We start from the raw sequence: 16,434 nt of genomic DNA, 5'->3' as shown, positions 1-16,434 counted from the left end.
CGGGCGCGCGCTCGCTCCCTGCACCGTCACCTCTTTCACGATCCGCGTCACACCGACGCGGTCTCCCGTCACACCGACGCGCCCCAAGGGCGCTCAGGAGGCACCTCTTCATGAAGCACCTCATCGACCATGCCCGCTCCTTCCCTCAACTCGCCGCACGGCGACCGGAGGAGTGGAGCCGCCTCGCCGAAGGGCAGTCGCCGCACGCCCTGTTCATCACCTGCTCGGACTCCCGGGTCATTCCGTCCCTGATCACCGGAGCGCGCCCCGGGGAGCTCTTCGAGCTGCGCACGGCGGGCAACATCGTTCCTCGGCACGGCGGGTCGCGGCCCGCAGGCGAGGCGGCCACCATCGAATACGCGGTGGAGGTTCTCGGCGTCGCCGACATCATCGTGTGCGGCCACTCGCACTGCGGCGCCGTGGGCGCGATGCTGCGCGGCGAGGACCTGACGGCGGTGCCCGCGGTCCGCGACTGGCTCGGACACGCGACACCGCTGCCGGACGGTACGGACTCCACCGCCCCCGACATCGCCGAGGCGGTGCAGTCCCACGTCCTGGACCAGCTCGACCGCCTGCGCGGCTACCCGTGCGTGGCGGCCCGGCTGGCCGACGGACGGTTGGGCCTGCACGGCTGGTTCTACGAGATCCACACCGGTTCCGTGCTGGCCCACCAGCCGCACGCCGACGCCTTCCGCGCGCTGTGAGCGCGCCCGACCGGCAGCGGACCGGCCTGTTCGGCCTCCGCGGGAAGTCCGGTTCCCTCGATCTGCGGCGCGACTTCGCCGCCTCGCTCGTGGTCTTCCTCGTCGCGCTGCCGCTGTGCGTCGGGGTGGCCGTCGCCTCCGGGGTGCCGGCCGAACTCGGTCTGATCACCGGCATCGTCGGCGGACTCCTCACCGGCCTGCTGCCGGGCAGCAGTCTCCAGGTCTCCGGCCCGGCCGCCGGACTGACGGTGCTGGTCTACGAAGCGGTGCGGGAGTACGGCGTGGCCGCGCTCGGCGTGCTGGTGCTCGCCGCGGGCCTGCTCCAGCTGCTCATGGGCGCGCTGCGGCTCGGCCGCTGGTTCCGGGCCATCTCCGTGGCCGTCGTCGAGGGCATGCTCGCCGGGATCGGGCTGGTCCTGATCGCCGGTCAGCTGTACGCCATGGCTGACACCAAGGCCCCGTCCAGCGGTATCGACAAGATCGCTGGGCTGCCCGGAATGCTCGTCGACACCGTGGGTTCCGGCACCGCGCTGACGGCCTTCGGGCTGGGCGCGGGCACGATCGCCGTCCTCGTGCTGTGGAAGAAGCTGCCGAAGGCCGTGCAGGTCGTGCCCGCGCCGCTGGCCGCGGTGGCGCTGGCCACCGCCGCCTCGGTCGTGCTCAAGCTGCCCGTGGCGAAGGTCGAGGTGCAGGGCCTCCTGGAGTCGATCCAGCCGCCGGGCCTGAGCGACCTCGACCGGCTCGCCGGTGTGGGCGTCGTCGGCACCGTGCTGGCGTTCACGCTGATCGCGTCGGCGGAGTCGCTGTTCAGCGCGGCCGCGGTGGACCGGCTGCACGACGGGCCGCGGACCGACTACGACAAGGAACTGATGGCGCAGGGCGCCGGCAACACCGTCTGCGGACTGCTCGGCGCGCTGCCGATGACCGCGGTGATCGTCCGCAGTGCCGCCAATGTGCAGGCCGGGGCGCGGACCAAGGCGTCGCGGGTGATGCACGGGGTGTGGCTGCTGCTCTTCGCCGCGCTGCTGCCCGCCGCACTCGGCGTCATCCCGCTCGCGGCGCTCGCGGGCGTCCTGGTGCACTCCGGCTGCAAGCTCGTCCCCGTAAGGCAGTGGGGGAAGCTGTGGCGTGAACACCGGGGCGAGGCGCTGATCCTGGCCGTCACCGCGGTGGCGATCGTCGCGGTGAGCATGTTCGAGGGCGTGCTCATCGGCCTGGCCCTGGCCGTGGTCAAGACGGCGTGGGAGACCTCGCATGTACGCGTCGACGTGATCGACAAGGGGGCCGGTCCGATCCAGGCACACCTGACCGGCAACGCCACGTTCCTGCGGCTGCCGAAGCTCCTCGACACCCTCGAAGCCCTGCCGCAGAACCGGCCGATCGAACTGCACCTGGCCGGTCTGCGCCACCTCGACCACGCGTGCCGGATGTCCCTGGAGAACTGGGCCGCCCGCCACAGCGCCGAGGGCGTCGAACCGGTCCGGATGGCCTCCGTCACCTGAGGACGGGCGGGGCTCCCTTCGGGGGACTCCCCGGGTACGGGCCGGGGCCCGCCGCCGACACCACGGCGGCGGGCCCGTCACCGTGACCGCACTGCAGCAACTGCCCTCCTGTGGGCGCGAGTTATCCGAGCGGCGACGCAGCCCGCCCCGTGCGGTGGGCGACGGCCGGGCCCTCCCGCCCGATCCGCTCCCGGCCGTACACGACGCGCAGGCCGACCACGGCGGTCGCCGCGAACGCCAGCACACCGCAGCCGATCGCGACACCCGCCGACAGCGCGGTCTGCCGGTCCAGACCCAGGTACCGCTCGAACGGCAGCGCCACGGACGCCGAGAACACCGGCGCCAGGCACAGGGCCGTCAGGTGCAGCCGCCACTCCTCGCGCGCCCAGCTCCTGCCGTCGCGGCCCGCGCGCCCGAGGGCGATGAGCATCACGGCGTAGGTCGCGGCGTACGGGACCAGGTAGGCGAGCAGCAGCCGCCGTCCCCCGGTGCCCCACCCCAGGTAGGACGTGGCGATCCACACCAGGGCGGCCGCGCCGGCCAGATGCGCGGCGGCGAGCACGGGCCGCGGCACCCATGTCCCGGTCACCCCGGGAGCCGCCTTGCGCCTGTCCATGGCGCGGGAGGCGATCAGCGCACCGAACGCGACCACGGAACCGAGGTGCATGATCGCGATCCGGTTGATGGCCGTCATGGAGAGGCCGGGCCAGATCCACGGGAGCGCACCCCACTCAAGACGCAGCAGCGGCGCGGTCATGAGGAAGCCGTAGCACAGCAGCATCCACCGCTGGTGCAGGTCGGGGAGGCGCCGGACGGCGGCGAGGATGCCGAACGTCACGCTCAGCACGGTGCCGACCAGGATGGTGGTGAGGTCGATCCAGAACGCCGCCCCGCTGAACGCGTCGTCCGGTGCGGTCCGCGCCAGATAGGCCGCCGCGCCCGCCATGGAGACATACACCGTCAGCGCGAACACCACGCCCACGGCGCGGTGCAGCCGTATGCGCCGCCGCACCGCCGAGAGCAGCTGGACCGGCCCGAGCAGCATCAGCGCACCGCCCAGCACCGAGTGGACGATCATCGCCGCCAGGCTGTGCCCGTAGGGCCCGATCCGGGTGGCGAGGGCGTCGGCGACGTACCGCGGGGACACCGCGCGGGACAGGATCCACTCCCCGAACGCCGGTGCGCCGCGGTGCGCGTACGGCCACAACCCGGTCATCGCGATGGGCGCGTAGCCGACGCAGACGCCCACCACCGCGATCGTGGCCACGCGGCGCCAGGGCACCTTCCGGAGACGGTTCACGGTGACTCCCTCGATCGCGGCACCGGGCCTCGATAGTCCTGTCTGGACTATCGAGACGGTAGGGGTGCTCCGTCGCCGTGGTCAACGGTCACCGCGGCGGCATCATGCGCCGCGTCGCTTCACCCACTGCCAGAAATCGACCATCATCCGCTCATACCGGATCCCGAACTCCAGCGCCTCGCGCTGCCCCCGGGTCAGCGCGTCGCCCACGGTCTCCGCGAGTTCCTCGTAGTTGGCGAGCGTGTGGTGATGCTCGGTCAGCTGCACCGGGGCGAGCGCCTCCGGCCGGGCCCCGAACCACAGCTTCAGGATGCCGCGTTCGCGCGCCTCCACCGGTACGAAGGCCGGATCGGCGAGCCACTCCTCCAGCGCCGCCTTGCCCGCCGCGGTCAGCTTCATCAGCCGCCGGTTGCGCCCGCCCGCCTGCCGGACCTCCGACAGCAGGCCCGCCTCCACGAGGCGGTCGCACTGCGCGTAGACCTGTGCGTGCGGCATCGACCAGAACGGCGCCACCGTGCGGGCGGCCTCGCCCTTGACGTCGTACGGACTGGCCTCACCCAGTTTGTCGATGATGCCGAGGACGAGGAACGAGGGTGTGGTCAACCGGGCGTCAGGCATGGCGTGACGGTATCGCGAGGGCCGGCCGGTCGTAGTGGTGCCGTCGATGTGCCGTAGCACCCGCGTGGTGAGGGGGCGGAGTGCTTCGGTCGGCGGTCGGCGCGGCGACCGAAGCGCACCTCAGGAGGGTTCGGGCAGGAGGAGCCCGGTGAGCACCCGGTGCATCGTCCGCTCGAACCGCACCTGCGCATCCTCCGCCGGGTCCGTTCCGGAGCGCTCGGCCAGGGCGGCCGCGAGATGCGGATGGTCTCCTTGGGCGGCCGCCTCGCCCAGGTAGGCGGCCTGTGCCGCCTGGCGGTCGGTGTTCCCGCGGCTGCCCTGGAGTTCGGCCCGGGCGAACTGGGTGACCAAGGCGTTCATCAGGGCGACGACTTCCAGCTTGGCCGGGCCGGGCAGTCGGACGGAGGCCATGGCCCGCAGGGCGTACTCCAGGAAGTCCAGGCTCCTGGGCCCCAGCCGCAGCGGCTCCGCCGGGACGTCCGGCAGCCAGGGGTGCCGTAGGTGGACGGCCTTGGTCCGGGCGGCCAGGGCGACCAGATCCGCCACGGGGTCGCCACGGAGCGGGACGTCGAGGTCGATCTCCTCCGCCACCGCGTCCGTCATCAGGTCGAGCAGGTCCTCGCGGCCGGCGATATAGCGGTAGAGGGATGCCTGTCCGGTGCCCAGCTCCTTGGCCACCTGGCGCATCGACACCGCCGACAGGCCGCCCCGGTCGGCCAGTTCGACGGCGACGGCGGCCAGCTCCGCGCGGCTGTGCACGGCCGCGGGGCCGCGGCTCCCGCGCTCGGGCCGCGCCCAGACCGTCAGCTGTTCCTCGGCCATTCCTCCACCCGCCTCCTGCGTTCCCATGGCACATCCCTTACTCTAAAACTGCGAACATAGATCGCAGTTATGGAGGTGCTCATGTCCCCCACCCCGGAAAACCTGTGGAGCCCGGTCCGCTGGGCGGAGAACGGCGCGGTGCGGCTGGCCTTCGACTCGCTGACCGAAGGGGCCGACGGTGAGCCGCTCCTGCTGGCCACGGGGCTGGGCGCCAACCGGCTATGGATCCCGGACGGGTTGTGCCGGATGCTGGCCGCGCAGGGCTTCGCCGTGGCCCGGTACGACCAGCGCGACGGCGGGGAGTCGACCCATCTGCCGCCCACCCCCACCGGCAACCCCATCACCGCGCTCTTCGCCAAGCGGGGAGAGGCGTACACGGCCGAGGACATGGCGGATGACGCCGTTGCCGTCCTGGACGCCCTGGGATGGCGATCCGCACACCTGATGGGCGTCTCCCTCGGCGGAGCCGTCGCCCAGCGCGTGGCACTACGGCACCCCGGTCGCGTCCGGACCCTCGTCTCCATGGCGGCCGTCCCCGGAGACGCCTCGGGACTGCGGACCATGCGGTACGTCCGGCTGGGGACCCTGGCGAAGTTCGCCCGCCTGCGGTTTCCCGATACGCCCGAGGGGGCCCTGGCGGCCGGTGTCGAGGTCTCCCGCCTCCTCGCCTCGCCCCACCGGCCCTTCGACGAGCCGGCCGCCCGAGAGGCCGTCGCACGCAACATCGACCGCGGCATACACGACCCGCAGGCGCAGAGCCGCCAGATCGGCGCCCAGTGGCACGGCCCGTCGATCACCGCCGTCACCCATCCCACGCTCGTCCTCCACGGGGCGGACGACCCCCTGATCAAGCCCGGCGCGGCGAAGGTGATCGCCTCCCGGATCCCCGGCTCGCGCCTGGTCCTCCTGCCCCGAGTCGGCCATGAACTCCCCGCATGCGCATGGGGCGACGTCGCCACCGAACTCCGCGCGCTGGCTGACACCCATCGCCCCCTGCCTCGACCGTCCGTCGACTGAAGCGCCCAGCGGGAGGGGGGCTCCGCCGCGGCATGCGCAGTCCGCGCGCGCGACGTCCGGCGACCGCGTCCGACCGGCCGTGGCAGGTTGCTGACGCCGCCTGCGCAGGCACATACCCGCAGTGGAGGGGCTGCACGATGATGAGTCGGGTGAAGAGAACCACTGAGCCTGAAGCCGTCGTGGCGCGCCTTTGGCGGGAACACCTGCGCGCGCCGTTCCCCGCCGCGCACTCCGCGGCTCGGAGAGCCGAGCAACCACCTCAGGCGCCGTTTCACTTGGCGGGCTGCGGGCCGGCGTCCGACACGAGCCGAGCCAGCCGACGCAGCCTGGGACTGCGGGCCCGCCTCACCGTCCGGGCGCGCCCGCGCGCAGGCCGTCCATGACGAGGTCCAGCAGGCGGTCCGCGCGGGAGTGCCAGTCGCCGTGCGGGTCGATCTGCCAGAGGCCGGCGATGGCCAGGAGGAAGTCGTCGGGGGTGAGCCCCGGGCGGATGGTGCCGGCCTCCTCGTTCGCCTTCAGCAGGGCGGCGACGGCCGCGGTGACCGTGCCGTGTCCCAGGCCGGCCATGGCGCCTTGTGCGGTGGTGGCCTTGCGCATGGCGTCGCGCAGACCGGCCTTGGTCATGGCGTACTGGGCGAGGCGGTCCATCCACTCCCGCAGCGCCTGGTCGGGTGCGCGGGTCTCAAGGAGCTGGCAGGCGGTGTCGGAGACCTGCCGGACCTCGTGGCGGTAGACCTCCAGGACGAGCGACTCGCGGTTGGGGAAGTTGCGGTAGAACGTCCCCTGTCCGACGCCCGCCTTCTTCGCGATCGCGCTCAGCGGGGCGTCGGCGGAGTGCGTCAACTCCTCCAGCGCGACTTCCAGGATGCGCTCTCGATTGCGCTGTGCGTCCGAGCGCAGCGGTGCTTCTTTCGCCGGGGTGGCCTTCCCCGGCGTGCTCTCTGCGTGCTGCACTCGTCCCCCTTTCGGGAATCACCGACGGTCGACTCTTGCTAACCGGACAGGTGTCCGATAGATTCGACGGTAACCGGACAACTGTCCGCTAGGTTCACCATAGCTTATGTCGCTTCGCACAGAGACCCCTGTGCAGAGCCGTGCCACGACCTTTCGAACCGCTCACGGGGACAGCTCGACTTCCCGGCCCCTCACGCAGGCCCCAGCGACCGCGCCCCGATGCCCGCCGCGCCTTATATACGCGAAAGAAGGCTGATCATGGCCCTATCGGCGTCCAGCGCCATCACCCTGAACGTCAACGGCGAAAAGCACACGCTGCCCGTCGACCACCGCACCACCCTCCTTGACGCGCTGCGTGAGCGACTCGATCTGACCGGGACCAAGAAGGGCTGCGACCAAGGCCAGTGCGGCGCTTGCACGGTGCTGATCGACGGGCGCCGGGCCGTCTCCTGCCTGCAGCTCGCGGTCGCCGCCGAGGGGCGTGAGATCACCACCATCGAGGGCGTGGCGGACGGCGAGCGGCTGCATCCGGTGCAGCAGGCGTTCCTCGACCTCGACGGCTATCAGTGCGGCTACTGCACGCCGGGGCAGATCTGTTCGGCCCTGGCGGTCATCGAGGAGCACGCGGCCGGCTGGCCCAGTGCCGTCACCGAGGACATACGGCCCGAAGCGGGGGCGCCGCCGCTGACCGCCGACGAGATCCGGGAGCGGATGAGCGGCAACCTGTGCCGCTGCGGCGCGTATGTATCGATAGTGCAGGCGGTCGCGCGGGCGGCGGAGGCGAACGTGGACGTGGACACGGAGGCGGGGGTATGAGGGAGTTCGGCTATCAGCGTGCGTTCGACGTGCCGGGTGCGGTCGCCCTGCTCGGCGCCGAACCGGACGCGCGCTTCCTCGGCGGCGGCACCAACCTCGTCGACCTGATGAAGGCCGGCGTGGAGCGGCCCGCACTCCTCATCGACGTGCGCGAACTTCCCCTGGACCGGATCGAGGTCACGCCGGACGGCGGTCTGCACATCGGCGCGACGGTCACCAACAGCGATCTGGCCGCCCACCCCGAAGTGCGGCGCCGCTACCCGGCGTTGGCGCAGGCCGTGCTGGCCGGGGCCTCGGGACAGCTGCGGAACATGGCCACGGTCGGTGGGAACCTCCTCCAGCGCACCCGCTGCGGCTACTACGCCGACCTGGCCAAACCGTGCAACAAGCGCGTCCCCGGAAGCGGTTGCCCCGCCATCGAGGGCGAGCACCGCAACTCCGCGATCCTCGGTGCCTCCGATCAGTGCGTGGCCGTTCATCCGTCGGACATGGGGGTGGCGCTCGCCGCCTTCGACGCCGTCGTGGCCTATGAAACGGCCGACGGGCCGGGCGAGTTGCCGTTCGCGGAGTTCTATCCGCCCGTGGGGGACAGTCCGCATCTGGAGACCGCGCTGCCGGCCGGGGCGTTGATCACCGGCGTCACCCTGCCGCCGGCCCCGGTCGCCGCACACTCCCGCTATCGAAAGGTGCGCGAGCGCGCGTCCTACGCGTTCGCCATCGGCTCGGTCGCCGCAGCCCTGGACGTCCGGGACGGTGTGGTGCGCGAAGTGCGCCTCGCCTTCGGGGCGGTGGCGTCCCGGCCGTGGCGGGCCCGGGAGGCCGAGCGCGTGCTGACCGGAGGCCCGGCGGACGCCGCCGCGTTCGCCGCCGCCGCGGACGCCGAGCTGGCCGCCGCCGCAGCACTTCCCCACAACGGATACAAGGTGACGCTGATGCGCAACCTCGTCGTCGCCGAGCTGACCGCACTGACCGAGCCCGCCGAGGAGGCCGCGCGATGACCACGACGACACAGGCCACGTCCGCGCAGGGCGCCGTCGGCGCCGCGCACACCCGCGTGGAGGGCCGCGACAAGGTCACCGGCGCGGCCCGCTACGCCGGCGAGATCCCCTTCGCCGACCTCGCCCACGGCTGGCTGGTGTTGTCCACCGTCGCCCGCGGCCGCATCCGTTCGGTCGAGTCGGCCCCCGTTCTCGCGATGCCCGGCGTCCTGGCCGTCCTGCACCACGGGAACGCGCCGCGCGTCGACGGCGACTACCTGGGCATGCTGGGCCGTCCCGACCCGATCGTCGAGGTCTTCCAGCACGACCGGGTGCCGTTCATGGGCTGGCCGGTGGCGCTGGTCGTCGCCGAGACGTCCGAGCAGGCTCGGGAGGCGGCCGAGACGCTGGTCGTCCACTACGACGCGGAGTCGCACGACGTGGCGTTCTCCGCCGGACGTCCCGGCACCTACACGCCGGACGCCGCGGGCATGCAAACGGAGAAAGGCGACCTGGAGGCCGAACTCGCCGCGTCCACCCACGTCGTGGACGCGGAGTACACCACGCCCGAAGAGCACCACAGCGCGATGGAACCGCACGCGGCGACCGCGCGCTGGGACAGCGGCCGTCTCGAAGTCTTCGACTCCAACCAGGGCAGCACCTGGGTCGCGGACGAGCTGGCGAAGCTGTTCTCCCTCGACCCGGCCTCGGTCCGGGTGCGGTCCGAACACGTCGGCGGGGCCTTCGGGGCCAAGGGCATACGCGTGCACCAGATCCTCGCCGCGATGGCGGCGACGGTCCTGGACCGCCCCGTCAGAGTCATCATGACGCGCCGTCAGACGTTCTCGCTGGTCGGCTACCGCAGCCCCACCGCGCAGCGCGTCAGGCTCGGCGCCGACAGCGATGGACGGCTGCGCGCCTTCGACCACCAGGGGCAGAGCCTGACCTCGACCGTCCATGAATTCGTCGAGCAGAGCGCTGGGTTCGGACGTCCGCTGTACGACGCCGACGCGCACCACACCGTCAACCGCGTCGTACCTCTCGACGTGCCGACGCCGACCTTTATGCGCGCGCCCGGTGAGGCTCCGGGCTCGTTCGCGCTGGAGTCCGCGCTCGACGAACTCGCCGAGAAGTGCGGCATGGACCCGATCGCGCTGCGGGCCCGCAACGAACCGGACGTGGGGCCCGTCTCCGGCCTCCCGTTCAGCAGCCGCAATCTCCTGTCCTGCTTCCAGGAAGGTGCCCGCAGGTTCGGCTGGGCGGACCGGGATCCGCGTCCCGGACTGCGCCGTGAAGGGCGCTGGCTGCTCGGGACCGGCACCGCCACGGCCACCTTCCCCGTGCTCGTCGGCCCGTCCACGGCGGCCGTGACGGCGGAGGTCGACGGCACCTTCACCGTACGGATCACCGCGGCGGACGTCGGGACCGGAGCGCGGACCGCGCTGACCCTGATTGCCGCGGACGCCCTTAAGGTGGCACCGGAGCGCGTCCAGGTACGCATTGCGGACAGTGACTTCGGCCCGGCGATGCTTGCGGGCGGCTCGATGGGCACCCGCTCCTGGGGCTGGGCGGTCACAGCCGCGGTGCGCGAACTGCGGGATCAACTGGCCCTCGGCATCGACATTCCGGAGCAGGGCATCACGGCACGGGCCGACACTACCGAGGCCCTCGGCGCACTCACGCAGAAGGAACGGCACTCCTTCGGAGCGCAGTTCGCCGAGGTCGCCGTGGACGTCGCCAGCGGCGAGGTCCGCGTCCGGCGGATGCTCGGCATCTTCGCCGCGGGCCGGATCATCAACCCGCTGACCGCACGCAATCAGTTCATCGGCGGTATGACCTGGGGCATCTCGATGGCGTTGCACGAGGAGGCCGTCAGGGACCCGGCATCGGGCGGTCATGTGGGCGCCGACCTCGCCGGATACCACATCGCCTCGAACGCCGATGTCCCGCTCATCGAGGCGGACTGGGTCGACGACCCCGATCCGGAGGACCCGGTCGGGATCAAGGGCATCGGCGAGATCGGCATCGTCGGCGCCGCCGCGGCGATCGCCAACGCGGTCTGGCACGCGACCGGTGTACGCCACCGGCACCTGCCCATCCGCCCCGACCGCGTTCTGCAGGCGGGAGCGCCCGACGGGACCCGACATGCTTGATATCGCCGAGGAGTTGAACCGCTGGGCGGAGGAGGGCCGGTCCTTCGCCGTCGCCTCCGTCGTGGCGGTGAGCGGCAGTGCGCCGCGCGGCCCCGGCGCCGCCCTGGCCGTCGACGCCGAGGGCACGGCCATCGGGTCGGTCTCCGGCGGCTGCGTCGAGGCGGCGGTCTACGACCTGTGCGTCCAGGCGCTGAAGGACGGCGAGACCGTGCGCGAGCGGTTCGGCTACAGCGATGAGGACGCCTTCGCGGTGGGGCTGACCTGCGGCGGGGTCGTCGAGGTCCTGGTCACGCCGATGGGCGCCGGCGCGCCGGTCAGAAAGGTGTGCGAGGCGGCGCTGTCGGCCGCCGCCCGCGGGGAGACCGCGGCGCTGGTCCGGGTGGCCCGGGGGCCGGAGCGGCTCCTGGGCCGGGCGCTGCTGGTGCGCCCCGACGGCTCGTTCGAGGGCGGCCTGGGCGGCCTGGGCGGCCTTGGGGAACTCGACCGGGCGGCGGCCGGCGAGGCCCGTGCCCTGCTCGACGCCGGCCGCACCGGCACGGTCGCCCTCTCGGAGAGCGGCTCGCGCTGCGACCCCGCCGACCTCTCGCTGTTCGTCGAGTCGAGCGTGCCACCGCCCCGCATGATCGTCTTCGGTGCCGTCGACGTCGCCGCGGCGCTGGTGCGTACGGGCAAGTTCCTCGGCTATCACGTGACCGTGTGCGACGCCCGTCCGGTCTTCGCCACCCGCACCCGCTTCCCCGAAGCCGACGACCTCGTGGTCGACTGGCCGCATCGCTACCTCCAGCGCACCGCGACCGACGCCCGTACGGTCCTGTGCGTACTGACCCACGACGCCAAGTTCGACGTTCCCCTGCTGACGGCGGCGCTGCGGCTGCCGGTCGCGTTCGTCGGCGCGATGGGCTCCCGCCGCACCCATGAGGACCGCAACCGGCGGCTGCGCGAAGCAGGTCTCACCGTCCGGGAGTTGGCCCGGCTGCGGTCCCCGATAGGTCTCGACCTCGGAGCCCGTACACCCGAGGAGACCGCGCTGTCCATCGCGGCGGAGATCGTCGCGGCCCGGCGGGGCGGCACGGGCGCTCCGCTGACCGGTTCGGGGACTCCGATCCACCATGACGCGGACGCGGACATGGACATCAACGCGGACCCGGATGACGAGGCGGACGGGCGGGGGGCCGGTAGGGCCGGGAGACATGCGGCGGCATGAGGCGGCTCGGGGCACTGACGAACGCCGGGGCGCCGATCCGGGCACCGGCGGCGAGCCCGTCAGCTGTGGCCCGGAGCCCCGGCCGTTCTGCCGTGCGCGTGGTGCCAGGCCGCGACACCCCGGCAGAGCCCGTGCGACAGCATCACCAGCACGAGCGTCAGCGCGCAGCACAGCACCCAGCGCGGGATGCGGGCTCCCCACCGTGTGACGGTCGCCAGTGCCACCGTCGCCGCGAGCGCACCGAGCGCACCGAGCGCGGCGTTGGCAGCCTGGGCGAGCCCGGCGTGTGCGAACTGCGCCTGTATGGACTCGGGAGCGGGCTGACCGGGCATGCCGACAGGTGCCCCACAACGGGCACCGCACTTACGGGCAGTGCCCGGCCCACACCCCCGCTCCCGCCCACACCCCCGCTTCCGCCCCGCCCTGGCTCACAGCAGGTCTTCGAGGGTGATGGGCAGTTTGCGGAAGCGGCGTCCGGTGGCGTGGTGGATGGCGTTGGCGATGGCTGCGGCGGCGCCCACCTGGCCGACCTCACCGACGCCCTTCACGCCGAGCGGGTTGACGATCTCGTCGGTCACATCGACGAGTTCGACCTCCACCGACGGTGCGTCGGCATGGACCGGAACGAGGTAGTCGCCCAGGCTGGAGGCGACCCAGCGGCCGCGGCGCGCATCCATGTAGTTGGCCTCCAGGAGCGCCTGGCCCAGCCCCCAGAGCATCCCGCCCATGAGCTGGCTGCGGGCCGTCTTGGGGTTGAGGACCCGGCCGGGCGCGAAGGCGCCGACCATCCGACGGACCCGGGCGATCCCCAGGCCGGGGTCCACGGCGACCTCGGCGAACTGGGCGCCGAACGTCATCATCCCGTAGCGGGTGCTCTCGGCCGACGGGGACCAGGAGCCGCCCGCCTCGACGTCGGGGAGGAAGTTGCGGTGCAGCAGATCGCCGTAGCTCTCGCCGGTCCCGGGATCCGCATCCAGCGTCATCCGGCCGTCCCGTACGACGACGGCGCCGGGGTCCGCACCGTGCAGGGGCGACTGGGTGTCCGCGACGGCCAGCGCGATGAGCTGGTCGCGCAGGCGGGTCGCCGCGGTGTGCACGGCCGCGCTGATCATGCCCGCTCCCGACGAGCCGACCGCGGCGGCGATGGTGGGCAGGGTGGTGTCACCGCCCTCGAAGCGGCAGCGCTCGACGGGCAGGCCGAGGGCGTCGGCGGCCACCTGCGTCATCACGGTGGCGACCCCGGTGCCGAAGTCGGGCGTCGCGGCCTGCACCACGGCGGTGCCGTCGGAGTACAGGCGGGCTCGGGCGCGCTGCGGGTTGTTCGGACCGTAGACGGGATATCCGGCGGCTGCCATGCCGTAGCCGATGAGCCATCTGCCGTCGCGGTGGGACCGGGGTTCGGGGTTGCGCCGATGCCAGCCGAAGCGCTCGGCCCCGCGTGCGTAGCACTCCCTGAGCCCGCAGCTGGACCAGGGGTTGCCGGTGGTGGGGTCGGTGTCGCTGTAGTTGCGCAGGCGCAGTTCCACCGGATCGATGCCCAGCCGGTGGGCGAGGTCGTCCATCGTGCTCTCCAGCGCGAACATGCCGGAGGCTTCACCAGGGGCCCGCATGAAGGTCGGCGTCATGGTGTTGGCGCGGATCAGCCGGTAGACGCCCTCGTAGTTCGGGCAGGCGTAGATCTGGCCGGCGACGCCGAGGGAGGGCTCGGCCCAGTCGTCGAAGTGCGAGGTGGGCGAGAGCTTGTGGTGGCGCAGCGCGGTGAGCCGGCCCTCCTTGTCGGCGCCCAGCGTGATGCGCTGCTCCTGTTCCTCCCGGTGGCCGACCGAGGTGAACATCTGCTCCCGGTTGAGGGCGAGTTTGACGGGGCGTCCGACCTGGCGGGCGGCGAGCGCGGCCAGCGCCGGGTGCGCCCAGATCATCGCCTTGCAGCCGAAGCTGCCGCCGACGTAGTGCGAGACGACGCGCACCTTCGAGGGGGTCAGACCGAGCAGCGCCGCGACGGTGAGCTGGGTGGCCGTCACCCCCTGGGTCGCGTCGTAGAGGGTCAGTCGGTCGCCGTCCCAGGCCGCGGTGGTGGCCGAGGGCTCGATGGGGTTGTGGTTGTTCGCGGCGTAGCTGTAGGTGGCGTCGATGCGCACCTCGGCCCGCGCCAGCCCGCTCTCCACATCGCCGCGCTCGCTGCGGCCCGGGATGAAGCCGGCGAAGATCGCCTCGGGCTCGTACGCCTCGTCGCGCCCCTGGTCGAGGGTGGTGACCGACGGCGTCTCCTCGTAGGAGACCCGGATCAGCGCACCCGCGTGCTGGGCCCGTTCGAGGGTGTCGGCGACGACCACGGCGACCGGCTGCCCCGTGTAGTGGACCACGTCGTCCTGGAGCGGGAAGAAGGTCTGCCCCGGAGCGGGCATCCCGGCGAGCGAGGGAAGCAGCGGGGGCCGGCCGGCGGCCTTCGGCAGGTTCTCGTGGGTGAGGACGCTGAGCACCCCTTCGGCCTGCAGCGCCTCGGAGGCGTCGATCGCGGTGACCCGGCCGCTGGGTACGCGTGCGCCGACCAGGACGGCGTACGCCATGCCGACCAGGAGCACGTCCGCGGAGTAGTGCGCGCCGCCGGTGACCTTGTGGCGGCCGTCGACGCGGTCGGTGGGCTGTCCGATCGCCAGGGTCGGTGTGCTCATGACGCGCGCTCCGGTTGGGTGAGGGTCTCCAGGACCCGGACGAGGGTCCGCTGGGCCAGCTCGGCCTTGAAGGCGTTGAGCGGCACGGTGCGGGCGCCGGCGAGCTCCTCGCTAGCGGCCCGTGCGAAGGTCTCGGTGCGGGCGGGGGCGCCGCGCAGCACCTCCTCCGCGCGGCGGGCCCGCCAGGGCTTGGTGGCCACACCGCCCAGCGCCAGCCGCACCTCGCCGATCACACCGTTCTCCACGGTCACCGTGGCGGCGACGGAGGCCAGCGCGAACTCGTACGACTCGCGGTCGCGGACCTTGGTGTACAGCGAGGTGCGGGCCGCGGGCAGGCCGGGCACCTCGATGCCCACCACCAGCTCACCGTGCTCCAGCGGGTGCTCCAGGTGCGGGGTGTCGCCGGGCGGCAGGAAGAAGTCGTCGATCGGGTAGACCCGCCGGCCGCGCGGGCCCTCCGTGTGGATGCGGGCGTCCAGAGCCACCAGCGGTACGGCGACGTCCGACGGGTGGGTGGCGATGCAGTGGTCGCTGACGCCGAGCACGGCGTGCCCGCGGTTGAAGCCGTCCAGGGCGCTGCAGCCACTGCCCGGATCGCGCTTGTTGCAGGGGGACGTCGCGTCGCGGAAGTAGCCGCAGCGCACCCGCTGCATCATGTTGCCGCCCATGCTGGCCATGTGGCGCAGCTGCGCGGAGGCGCCGAGTTCCAGCGCCTGCGCCACCATCGGGAAGCGCTCCCGTACGGCGGGCGCCGCGGCCACCTCACTCATACGGGCCAGCGCGCCGATGTACAGACCGCCGTCCGGCCGGTCCTCGATCTGGGTGAGCGGCAGATCGTTGATGTCCACCAGCCGGCGCGGCAGCAGCACGTTCTGCCGCAGCAGATCGACCTCGGTGGTGCCGCCGGCCAGGAAGTCGCTGGTGGGGTCCGCGGCGACGGCGGCCACCGCATCGGCGACGGCGGTGGCGCGGGAGTAGCTGATGGGCCGCACAGAGGTCTCCTCAGGTCTGGTCGCGGACCGCGCGGATAGCGGCCTGGATGTGCGGATAGGCGGCGCAGCGGCAGATGTTGCCGCTCATCCACTCGCGGATCTCGGCGTCGTCCGAGGCATGGCCCTCCTTGAGCAGCGCGACCGCCGACATGATCTGGCCGGGGGTGCAGTAGCCGCACTGGAAGGCGTCCTGCTCGACGAAGGCGCGCTGCATGGCGTGCAGCTCGTCCCCCTCGGCCAGCCCCTCGATGGTCGAGACCGCACGGCCCTCGCAGGCGATCGCCAGGGTGAGGCAGGCCAGTACCCGACGGCCGTCGACCCATACCGTGCAGGCGCCACAGGTGCCCTGGTCGCAGCCCTTTTTCGCACCGGTCAGGTCCAGGCGTTCACGCAGTGCGTCCAGGAGGCTGACCCTGGGTTCGACCTCGCAGGTCCGGTCCTCGCCGTTGACGTGCAGGGTGATCTTCACCGGGTCGGGGCCGCGTTCCGGGAGCACGGCGGCCGCGGGCGCCCTGGACGGGCTGTGGGGAGCGGACACGGGCAGACCTCCTCAGGCTGGATTTTTCATCCTGTTTCATCCGCATCGCGGCCGCGACCCGACACCGGTGGCCTAGGGCCTGTCCGATGGGTCCTGGCCGGGCCCGCGGCGTCTGGCACGGCACCTCGCGGCGTTGCCGAATCATCCCGATAGCTCCGCTATCGA

The 16,434-nt window shown here is 72.5% G+C and carries 15 protein-coding genes; 7 read left to right on the top strand and 8 right to left on the bottom strand.

The features are described 5' to 3' along the window. The first annotated feature begins 110 nt into the window (after nt 1–110). The gene (locus ACZ4NB_RS37230) at nt 111–704 is read left to right on the top strand and encodes a carbonic anhydrase (RefSeq protein ID WP_467667479.1); all 594 of its coding nucleotides are present in this window, start codon (nt 111–113) and stop codon (nt 702–704) included. Between the two features lie 26 nt (nt 705–730). Beyond that, a complete protein-coding gene (locus tag ACZ4NB_RS37225) occupies nt 731–2,206 on the top strand; it encodes a SulP family inorganic anion transporter (RefSeq protein ID WP_467667497.1) in 1,476 nt (491 codons plus the stop codon). Between the two features lie 121 nt (nt 2,207–2,327). On the opposite strand, the gene ACZ4NB_RS37220 is transcribed toward ACZ4NB_RS37225, so the two are convergent. The 3 genes from ACZ4NB_RS37220 to ACZ4NB_RS37210 all read right to left on the bottom strand — a co-directional run bounded on the left by ACZ4NB_RS37220 (nt 2,328) and on the right by ACZ4NB_RS37210 (nt 4,946). Continuing rightward, a complete protein-coding gene (locus ACZ4NB_RS37220) occupies nt 2,328–3,506 on the bottom strand; it encodes a DUF2306 domain-containing protein (protein WP_467667478.1) in 1,179 nt (392 codons plus the stop codon). Between the two features lie 102 nt (nt 3,507–3,608). Further along, complete coding sequence (locus ACZ4NB_RS37215; protein WP_467667477.1) at nt 3,609–4,124, bottom strand: helix-turn-helix transcriptional regulator; 516 nt, start codon at nt 4,122–4,124, stop codon at nt 3,609–3,611. 120 nt (nt 4,125–4,244) lie between these two features. Further along, nucleotides 4,245–4,946: a TetR/AcrR family transcriptional regulator gene (locus tag ACZ4NB_RS37210; protein WP_467667476.1), complete on the bottom strand. Its 702-nt coding sequence runs from the start codon at nt 4,944–4,946 to the stop codon at nt 4,245–4,247. Between the two features lie 81 nt (nt 4,947–5,027). Between ACZ4NB_RS37210 and ACZ4NB_RS37205 the strand changes: the two genes are divergently transcribed. Further along, the gene (locus ACZ4NB_RS37205) at nt 5,028–5,963 is read left to right on the top strand and encodes an alpha/beta fold hydrolase (protein WP_467667475.1); all 936 of its coding nucleotides are present in this window, start codon (nt 5,028–5,030) and stop codon (nt 5,961–5,963) included. 345 nt (nt 5,964–6,308) lie between these two features. Here ACZ4NB_RS37205 and ACZ4NB_RS37200 read toward each other — a convergent pair whose 3' ends face one another. Then, the gene (locus ACZ4NB_RS37200) at nt 6,309–6,917 is read right to left on the bottom strand and encodes a TetR/AcrR family transcriptional regulator (RefSeq protein ID WP_467667474.1); all 609 of its coding nucleotides are present in this window, start codon (nt 6,915–6,917) and stop codon (nt 6,309–6,311) included. A gap of 258 nt (nt 6,918–7,175) precedes the next feature. Here ACZ4NB_RS37200 and ACZ4NB_RS37195 point away from each other — a divergent pair, with 258 nt between their 5' ends. From ACZ4NB_RS37195 to ACZ4NB_RS37180, 4 genes are read left to right on the top strand one after another with little or no spacing between them, the layout of a single operon-like run. After that, nucleotides 7,176–7,733 (top strand): (2Fe-2S)-binding protein, encoded by a 558-nt coding sequence (locus ACZ4NB_RS37195; protein ID WP_467667473.1) that lies wholly within the window; start codon nt 7,176–7,178, stop codon nt 7,731–7,733. After that, complete coding sequence (locus ACZ4NB_RS37190) at nt 7,730–8,731, top strand: FAD binding domain-containing protein (RefSeq protein ID WP_467667472.1); 1,002 nt, start codon at nt 7,730–7,732, stop codon at nt 8,729–8,731. Before ACZ4NB_RS37195 ends, ACZ4NB_RS37190 begins: the two co-directional genes overlap by 4 nt. Next, a complete protein-coding gene (locus ACZ4NB_RS37185; protein ID WP_467667471.1) occupies nt 8,728–10,863 on the top strand; it encodes a xanthine dehydrogenase family protein molybdopterin-binding subunit in 2,136 nt (711 codons plus the stop codon). The genes ACZ4NB_RS37190 and ACZ4NB_RS37185 overlap by 4 nt, the downstream gene beginning before the upstream one ends. Next, complete coding sequence (locus ACZ4NB_RS37180) at nt 10,856–12,067, top strand: XdhC family protein (RefSeq protein ID WP_467667470.1); 1,212 nt, start codon at nt 10,856–10,858, stop codon at nt 12,065–12,067. Before ACZ4NB_RS37185 ends, ACZ4NB_RS37180 begins: the two co-directional genes overlap by 8 nt. 59 nt (nt 12,068–12,126) lie before the next feature. On the opposite strand, the gene ACZ4NB_RS37175 is transcribed toward ACZ4NB_RS37180, so the two are convergent. From ACZ4NB_RS37175 to ACZ4NB_RS37160, 4 genes are all read right to left on the bottom strand, one after another. Continuing rightward, entirely contained in the window at nt 12,127–12,399 is a 273-nt protein-coding gene (locus ACZ4NB_RS37175; protein ID WP_467667469.1) for a hypothetical protein, read from the bottom strand. 96 nt (nt 12,400–12,495) lie between these two features. Beyond that, nucleotides 12,496–14,739, bottom strand: coding sequence for a xanthine dehydrogenase family protein molybdopterin-binding subunit (locus ACZ4NB_RS37170; protein ID WP_467667468.1), 2,244 nt, complete (start codon nt 14,737–14,739; stop codon nt 12,496–12,498). Beyond that, nucleotides 14,736–15,731 (bottom strand): FAD binding domain-containing protein, encoded by a 996-nt coding sequence (locus ACZ4NB_RS37165; protein ID WP_467667467.1) that lies wholly within the window; start codon nt 15,729–15,731, stop codon nt 14,736–14,738. Before ACZ4NB_RS37165 ends, ACZ4NB_RS37170 begins: the two co-directional genes overlap by 4 nt. A 10-nt stretch (nt 15,732–15,741) precedes the next feature. Then, nucleotides 15,742–16,269 carry a (2Fe-2S)-binding protein gene (locus ACZ4NB_RS37160; protein WP_467667466.1) on the bottom strand — a complete coding sequence of 176 codons (528 nt, stop codon included), beginning with the start codon at nt 16,267–16,269 and terminating at the stop codon, nt 15,742–15,744. Between the last annotated feature and the right edge of the window lie 165 nt (nt 16,270–16,434).

It is taken from the genome of Streptomyces sp. NPDC026575, from assembly GCF_055567415.1.
Note: the sequence above shows the minus strand (reverse complement) of the source record. Positions and strands in the feature narration are given on the sequence as shown.